Origin of the sequence: Erwinia sp. (genome assembly GCF_031978025.1) — a bacterium.
Classification (GTDB): Bacteria; Pseudomonadota; Gammaproteobacteria; order Enterobacterales; family Enterobacteriaceae; genus Erwinia.
The window spans coordinates 1-7,972 of sequence record NZ_DALZCD010000205.1; the positions used below are offsets into that span (position 1 = coordinate 1).

The window sequence follows — 7,972 nt, forward strand, 5'->3', positions numbered from 1 at the left end:
GCTCCGTTTTGACTTTTATGCTTGGTGAGCTATTGGCGCAGGCCCTGCTGCAAATGAACAGTCCGGCACAGCGGCAGAAAATGCTGCACAGCAGCGCACCGCGTCAGTTACGTAATATTATCCTGACGCTGCCTTCCGCCATGCCCAAACCGGAGCGCGAAATTTTCCGACGCCGCATGCAGGAAGCGATCGCGCTGATCTGGAAAGCGATGGGCTGGCATCCGGCTGACGAAGACTTTACCAGCGCTAAGGACAAGGCGAAAAGCAGCGTGCCGGTGCCTGAAGTGCAGATGGAATGGGACGAGGCGACCTGTGGCCAGATGGTTTATCTCTATAACGAAACGCAGGTAAACTTTGGTGGTCGCGCCGAGGCATTTTTTGTCAGCATGGCACGCCCCGATCGCGTGCGTGCGCCTGACGAACCGGTAGGCAAGACGCTGCGTATTGCTTCTATCGATATCGGCGGCGGCACCACAGACCTGGCAATCACACAGTATCGACTGGATGACGGCGTCGGTAACAATGTGAAAATTATGCCACGCCTGCTGTTCCGTGAAGGTTTCAAGCTGGCCGGGGACGATATTCTGTTGGATGTCATCCAGCTTTACGTGTTGCCTGCTCTGCAGCACGCCTTTAAAGAAGCCGGCATGGTGAACCCGGAAGGCGTGATGACGCGGTTGTTCGGCCACGAAGGTCGTCTGGACGGCCATTCCACGCTGCGTCAGCAAACCACGCTACAAATTTTCATTCCTGTAGGTCAGGCGATCCTGGAAGCTTATGAGAAATTCGATCCGCTGGAGCTAAATGCCGAGCTTGATGCTCGCTTTGGCGAGCTGCTGGCCCAGGCGCCGACGCAAAAGCTGCTCGACTATATCAACCGCGAGATCCAGCGCGAGCTGCCGAACGAGGCGGAAGCGTTTGATCTGCTGCGCGTGCCGCTGGTGGTAAGGCTGAGTAAGCTTCATGCCGAATTCCTGTCGCCGCGCATGAATATCACCCAGAGCCTGCGCTCGATGTCGGAAGTGGTCGCCGTCTATGACTGCGACGTCCTTCTGCTCACGGGGCGCCCTTCGCGGTTCCCGGGTGTACAGGCCCTGTTCCGTCATCTTCAGCCGCTGCCGGTCAGCCGTATCCTGTCGCTGGACGGTTACCATACCAACGACTGGTACCCCTTTAACAAACAGGGACGGATTGAGAACCCGAAATCCACGGCCGCGGTTGGCGCTATGCTGTGCCTGCTGTCGCTGGATTTGAGGCTGGCAAATTTCTGGTTCAAGGCGGGGGATTTTCAGCCCTATTCTACCATCCGTTATCTGGGCATGCTGGACGGCAACGGCAGCCTCAGTGCGGAAAACGTCTGGTATGCCGATATCGATTTAGACGATGATAACTTCAGGCTTGATCCTCGCGAACGTTTTCAGGTTCGTGGCGCGCTGACGCTGGGATTCCGTCAGCTCGATAACGATCGCTGGCCCGCTTCGCCGCTTTATACCCTGTCGATCGCCGATCCTCAGCTGGCACGCAGCGTGGCTGGCGACAAGGTATTGAAGATCAAGCTGGCCGTGGCGGACACCAAAGGTGATTTTGGCCCGGAAAGATTTGCTATCGCCGAGGCGATGCTGGACGACGGCAGCCGTGTGCCGCTGGAACATCTGCGACTCAGGCTGAATACGCTGGCCAGTAGCGGCTCAGGATTAACCCATTACTGGATTGACAGTGGGAGCGTATATAAAAAATGAAAGCGTTGACGCCTAAGCCATCGGGGCAGTTCGGCAAAAAACTGGAAAACGTGACTAAGGGTATCGATCGCGCACTGACCTGGCTGGACAGCGCGCGCGAAACGGCCCCCCGTCTCAATATGGAAGCGGAACGTCTGGGCGTCCGGCTACGGCATCAGCATAACAAGGCAACCCGCCTGAACGAGGCGGCCAGCAAAGAGTGTGCAGTCGGTTTCTTCGGCTTGGCGCAGGCCGGCAAAGCCTGGCTTATCGCCGCGCTCGCCGCCAGCGAAAAGGGTCGGATGGAACTTGCGCTGGGCAATACGACTTTTGACTACACGCAGCTTAATCCGCAGCAGCAGAGCGCCACGATGGTAATGCGCTTCAGCGGCCAGCAAACCAGTACCGATAATGAATGGCCGGTGCAGCTCTCGCTAATGAGTGAAGAAGAGATCGCAGGCGTACTGGCACAGGTTTGGGCCAAACGCAGCGACAGCGAGACGATTGCGCTGGATGAGCAGCAGATTGCCGAGCGCATGAAAAACGTCGCAGTTTACTGTCAGGCGCAGAGCGTGGAAGGCATGAGCAGTAATAACGTGGTGGCGCTGTGGCACCGCCTGAATGCTGCCCAGATTTGCCGCAGCAAGGCGCTGGAAAGTCACTTCTGGCCACAGGCGGTGGAGCTGGCCCCTATGCTGGGCGTGGACGACCGTGCCCGCCTCTTTTCCCTGCTTTGGAATGAGGATCGCGATCTTTCCGCGCTTTACCGCCAGCTGGCACACGTGCTGCATCACCTTTCCGGCGCGAAACGCGTGCTGGCGCCCATCGTGACGGTCGACGATCCCAGCCTGAGCGTGCTGAACAGTAGCGGTTTGCGCTATTTTAATGCCTCATCCGATCGCGTTATTCAGGTGGTGCCGCAGCACAATGGCCGCAGCCTCAGGCCGGTCAACCTTGCGTTGGGCGAACTGAACCTGCTCAGTCGCGAAGTGCTGCTGCCTTTCTATAGTGCGCCGCGTGAGAGCCTGTTTGAACAGGTCGATTTGCTGGACTATCCCGGTTTTGAAGAGCCGTCCACTCTGCCGGATGACAGCACTCATGAACTGGCGTTGGCCTTTACCACCGCCAAACGCCCTTTCCTGTTAACCCGCGCTGCCGAGCGACAGGATGTCGATCTGCTGATGGTCTGTAACGCTTCCGGCCAGCGCGCGGATACCCGCATCGTGGGGCGCGTGCTGGATAACTGGGTAAAGCAGACCCAGGGGCAGCCGCACAGCGGCCGTAAGCCTGCGCTAATCTGGGCGCTGACGCCTTTCGACCAGCGTATTACCCACGGTCAGAACCACGACGCCGCCGTACAGCGCTATGTGGGCAACCCTGGCGATGCCTGGGGGACGATGCTGACAATGGACGATAAGGGCGTTAAGCGGATGGCGGGCTGGCTGACCAGCGAAGTGAGCCGTGAAAACAAAATGACACGCCTGCAGGATCAGCTGAGTGAAATCCGCCGCGAACTGAACGATAACCTGCTGGGTCGCTGGCATCTGGCGGCAGAGAAAGAAGAGCCGCAGGCTCGATTGCGCGTGGCCGAAACGTTGCTAAAAGCATTACAAACCAGAACCGGCGTCCACGGCGAGCTGCTGGAGCGGCTACTGCCAACGCGCGAAACGCTGCGCCATCTGTTTATGCAGCAACAACACCCTGCCGAGCGCCGCAGCAGCGAGGAATACACCCTGACGGAAGAGGATCCTTTCGGTATCGGGATGAGTATCGATCTGCTAAGCGACGATCCGCTGCCGTTGCCGCTGGATACCCGGCAGACGGGCGAGGAAAGCGAAGCGGAAAATGGGTTTGCGCAACAGGTCTATCGTTACTGGATCAACCTGCTGGGACAGCTGCCTGAACAGGATGCGCTACTGGAACTACTGGGCGTGACCCGACCTACGCTGGAGATGCTGACGGAAGAGCTGACCACGGCCAGTATCCGTCTGGATATTGAAGGCGCACTGGTCAAGATTCTGACAGATAAAGACGCGGCTAACACACCGGCAGAGATGTTGGCCGACCGTCAGGTTTCGCGCGCGCTAAGCGTGCTGGGGGATTTTGTTGCCTGGCTGGGCTTTCAGCATCTGCCGGAAGCCGCACGGCCCGACAGTAAAATTAATCGGGGGCAAAAGATTTTCGCACGTCCGGAAACTCAGGCCGCGAGTCTGGGGCCGGGCCAAAGGCTGACAAAGCTGGCGCTGAAACCTAATAACCATGCGGCGTATTATATCTATGACTGGCTGGTGGGGCTGAATGAGACCATTCTGCTGAACGCCGGTTATTCCGCTGCGCGGGAGATTGACGACGAGCATCGGGCACAGCTGGCTGAGATCCTGAAGCAAATAAGCAAGTAAGTCACGCGGGCGGCAGGCCTGGCCGGATGCCGCTCACGTTTCAGGCATTTTACCGACCAGCCGCCCGATTGTAGACCGCTTAAAAAAGAGCACCTGAGTCATGTGCTCTTCGCCTTCCGCTTTCTTTCCCACTGAATGCTAAAAGCGCCTCAAACGGGTTAAATCATTGTCCACGGGCGACCGTCGCCGTCTGCCGCACCAGTAGTTGTTTCCAGACCGGGCTCATTGCCGGGTCCAATCCACCATTTAGCCAGATAGTTTTTCCCCTTATGCGTCACCCGATCGCCGCCAGTGTATGTGCGGCCAGTTTGCCAAAGTGGATAAAGCGCCGGTGCCGGTTCAGGGACATCGGGTATTTCCGGCACGTCTGGCACTTCCGGTTCCTCTGGCACGTCTGGTGCTTCCGGCAGTTCGTTATGTCTGGAAAAATAAACGTAGTATTTTGCGTACAGGATATCCCGTAACGGTCGACTCAAGGCCATCACCCCCAGCCAGAGATCGTCCTTCTGAGAGGCATACTCAGCAGTGAGTATTGTGCTGTGCGCAGCAATCGCCAGCGATGCCTGTTCCAGCCGTTCGGCCAAAGCGGTTTCCGGGTTATTATTTAGCTGGTTGTTTTTCAGGCCAGCTGGCGTAATGGTAAACACCGCTGTCTTTGCCTGGCTGTCCAGTATGCCGGTTGCCGAAGGTGATAAACGTACACGGCCCGGTTCGGCATGATAGATCTCAATCTGATAGCCGCTGGAAAAGGCTATTTCATCCCGTCCAACGACTGCACGGTTACCCTCCATCGTTTTACGGTATATCTCCCGGTTGTTGCTATCGCGCACAACGAGGGTCGCATAAGTGATATTCGGGAAATAGCTGTGCGGCGTGCTGGTGATGACGTCAATCCGCAGCTTGCCCTGATGATGGTCCAGCGCAACGGTACAGAAAATCGCGTCGCCCAATCCTACCAGGCTAAATAATTGATTAATCAGCGGCGAAGCGATTTTACGTGTATAGCCAATTTCCTGTGAGCTTTTTCCAGCTTTGACAATAAGATAGTTCGTTTCCAGAGCATACTTATGGCTTCTGCCAGTAGGGAGACGCAGGGTATAAACGCCTATAGGCAGCTGCTCCAGCAAAATATCCTGGCGGGCTATTTTCACCTGTTTCACGATCTTATCGCCTTCAAGCAGCAACAGGCATTCATTTTCAATTTGACGGAAATCGTCAATATTCAGCCGCAGGCTTACGCTGCCGGTCAGGCCACTTGCTTTTAGCTGCTGGGTATCTACCAGCGCAAGCGGGCTTTTTAACCCCAGCTGCTGCTGTAATGAAACCAGCTGACTCCCTGCGACCAGCTGATTCAGCGGGTAGACGGCCTTCGCCTGGCAAAAGGCGTTGACTGCACGCTGTTTCGGGGTCAGCGCCGCGCCAACCAGCTGCATAAATGGTGTAACGTCAATTTTTTCGCCCACGGAGGCAAAGCTGGCGGAAAGCCTGTCCAACAAAGCATAATCCTGAGCAACAAAACCGCTGAGGTTACAAATCTGGCGGTATTGTTGGTTAAAGTGGATAAACGCTTCTCTACCGCCTTTCTTTATCATCTGCATAAAGAAGTACAATTTGGATCGCACGTCCCACTGGTTAAGCTCTGTCCCATTTTTAATGAAGTCATCGATATTTTTTTCAATGACACCTTGTCTGCCATAGTCATATAACCAGCCTGCCTGATATTGCCGATCGCCCATCGTCGCATCCTGATAACAGGCACAGTAAATATTATTCCAGACTTCACTGACGCAAATAAAGGCATCTGACATAAAATGCCCCTGATAACCGTGGGCGATTTCATGCAGGCATCCCCAGCCGGGTTCATTTTCAAACAGCCAAAAATCATTCACCGTTGACGTGGATTCAGCCGTCCACAAGTTACCGTAGTAAGCGGCCCCCGGCCCATTTTTATCCGCTTTGATAAAATAACGATTATGAATATTACGATCGGTGCTCTTTTTCGGGGTAAAAGAAAGACCGGCCAGAGCATTAAAAAACTCAAAGAAATTATTATAGATTTCGATCAGGCGCTCGAGACTGTTCTCTGCATGCAGCGTACGCAATTTTTGCTTATCTGCTGCTGGCACGAGCATATTAACAAAACCTGACGTGATAAGTGCAAATTCTGCATGTTGACTGTCCCAACGCTGGAAAAAGAGGCTTTCACTTTCGCTGGCGCCTTCTTCATAAACAGGCAGAATTTTCGCATTGGCAGGATACTCATATTCAACCACGACATCCTCGTCGCGGTAGGGCGTATCCACGAAGGGCACAGAATCTGCGCTGGCGGAAAGCGTAGTCCAGCCTGCGCCAAAGGTAACGGACGCTTCGGTCTGGCTATCAGTATTTAATAAACGCAGCGTGAGTTGTTCACTGCTGCCGTGCTTTTGTCGGATCTTAATAGCCTGTCCGGCAGGCATAATAATGCCCAAAGGCTGGCGGTCGTGGTTAATACCTTTACTCATCCCGGCCGCATCCAGCCATAAAGGTCTTTCCAGAACGTACAGTTTTTTTGTCCCGGTTAATGTTGCCATAATACATTCTCTCTTTTGTTTGTTTATTCAGGGAGGAATATATCAGGGCCACTCTCGAGACCGGCGGCAATTATTGCCGCTATGCTTTCAAAAAAAGGGCGGTAAAAGAAGTAAAATCCTTCTCAGAACACGTGATATCCTTTTACAAGTAAAAGTAAAACCCCCTGCCTGTTAAAATAAATCATGCATTAAAAACACCAGCGAAAGAAAGACGTCTTTTTTATAAAGAAAAAGCCTGTCTGATAACAAAAACAGGCCTTATTTTTTTAAAGATTCACGTTTTGTAAAGGACGCCGCCCGTAAATTTTGCGGCCGTTCCCTTAATGATGCAGGGGCAACAGGCTAAGCGACGGCGTTCTCTTGTTATTGGTAAAAGCACGCCGTCAGGTTCAGATACCCGGTGATAGCTTAAAGACGCTGACGCTGCGCAGCAGGGTCTCGGCCTGCTGTTGCAGAGATTGCGCCGCTACGGTCGACTCCTGAGAAAGGGAGGCGTTCTGCTGGGTCGCATTGTCCATCTGCGTCACGGCCAGGTTGACCTGGTCAATCCCCACGCTTTGCTCATTACTTGCCAGCGATATCTCGGCCACCAGCGAACTGACGCGGTGCACGTTTTCCAAAATATTTTCCATTGACTGGCCCGCTCGCTCTACCAATGCGTTCCCCGTATTGATACGACTGACCGAACTGTCGATCAGCACCTTGATATCTCTGGCAGCGGAAGCGGATCGTTGTGACAGCGCCCGGACTTCAGCGGCCACAACGGCAAAGCCTCGCCCTTCACTTCCCGCCCTGGCGGCCTCAACGGCCGCATTCAGCGCCAGGATATTGGTCTGGAAAGCGATACCGTCAATCAGGCTGATAATATTGCTAATCTGGCTGGAGAAATGCTGGATCTCGGCCATGGTATGCACCACTTCTTTCACCACGCTGCCGCCCTGCTGCGCAGCTGAAGTGGCTTCCTGAGCGATATCGCTGGCGTAGCGCGCGTTATCCGCATTTTTTTTGACTACGGACGTTAACTCTTCCATAGAGGCCGCCGTTTCTTCCAGCGCACCGGCCTGAGCTTCATTGCGCCCGGAAAGATCCTGACTGCCCAGCGCGATTTCAGCCGAAGCGGTAGCAATCGTTTCTGTTCCTTCCCGCACGTCGGAAACAATACGCGTCAGGTTCGTGTTCATTTCTTTCAAAGCGGCCATCAGGGAAGCCGTTTCATCACGCCCTTTCACCGCAATGCGCGTCTGTAAATCTCCTGCGGCTACCGTCTGGGCGATTTTTACCG

At 54.5% G+C, this 7,972-nt stretch carries 4 protein-coding genes; 2 read left to right on the top strand and 2 right to left on the bottom strand.

Annotation, left to right across the window (positions count from 1 at the left end):
- Both RTK32_RS15620 and RTK32_RS15625 read left to right on the top strand, forming a co-directional pair.
- Positions 1-1,739, top strand: a 1,739-nt coding sequence (locus RTK32_RS15620; RefSeq protein ID WP_312045566.1) for a virulence factor SrfB, incomplete at its 5' end; no start/stop codon positions are given.
- The gene (locus tag RTK32_RS15625) at positions 1,736-4,117 is read left to right on the top strand and encodes a virulence factor SrfC family protein (RefSeq protein ID WP_312045568.1); all 2,382 of its coding nucleotides are present in this window, start codon (positions 1,736-1,738) and stop codon (positions 4,115-4,117) included. The genes RTK32_RS15620 and RTK32_RS15625, both read left to right, overlap by 4 nt.
- 158 nt (positions 4,118-4,275) lie before the next feature.
- Here the strand turns inward: RTK32_RS15625 and RTK32_RS15630 are convergent, their stop codons facing one another.
- Entirely contained in the window at positions 4,276-6,690 is a 2,415-nt protein-coding gene (locus RTK32_RS15630; RefSeq protein ID WP_312045570.1) for a putative mucin/carbohydrate-binding domain-containing protein, read from the bottom strand.
- Between the two features lie 389 nt (positions 6,691-7,079).
- Positions 7,080-7,972, bottom strand: an 893-nt coding sequence (locus RTK32_RS15635; protein WP_312045572.1) for a methyl-accepting chemotaxis protein, incomplete at its 5' end; no start/stop codon positions are given.

Excerpts from the sequence above, each read along its gene's own strand:
- RTK32_RS15625 (WP_312045568.1), top strand. The coding sequence starts at position 1,736 with ATGAAAGCGTTGACGCCTAAGCCATCGGGGCAGTTCGGCAAAAAACTG.
- RTK32_RS15630 (WP_312045570.1), bottom strand. The coding sequence starts at position 6,690 with ATGGCAACATTAACCGGGACAAAAAAACTGTACGTTCTGGAAAGACCT.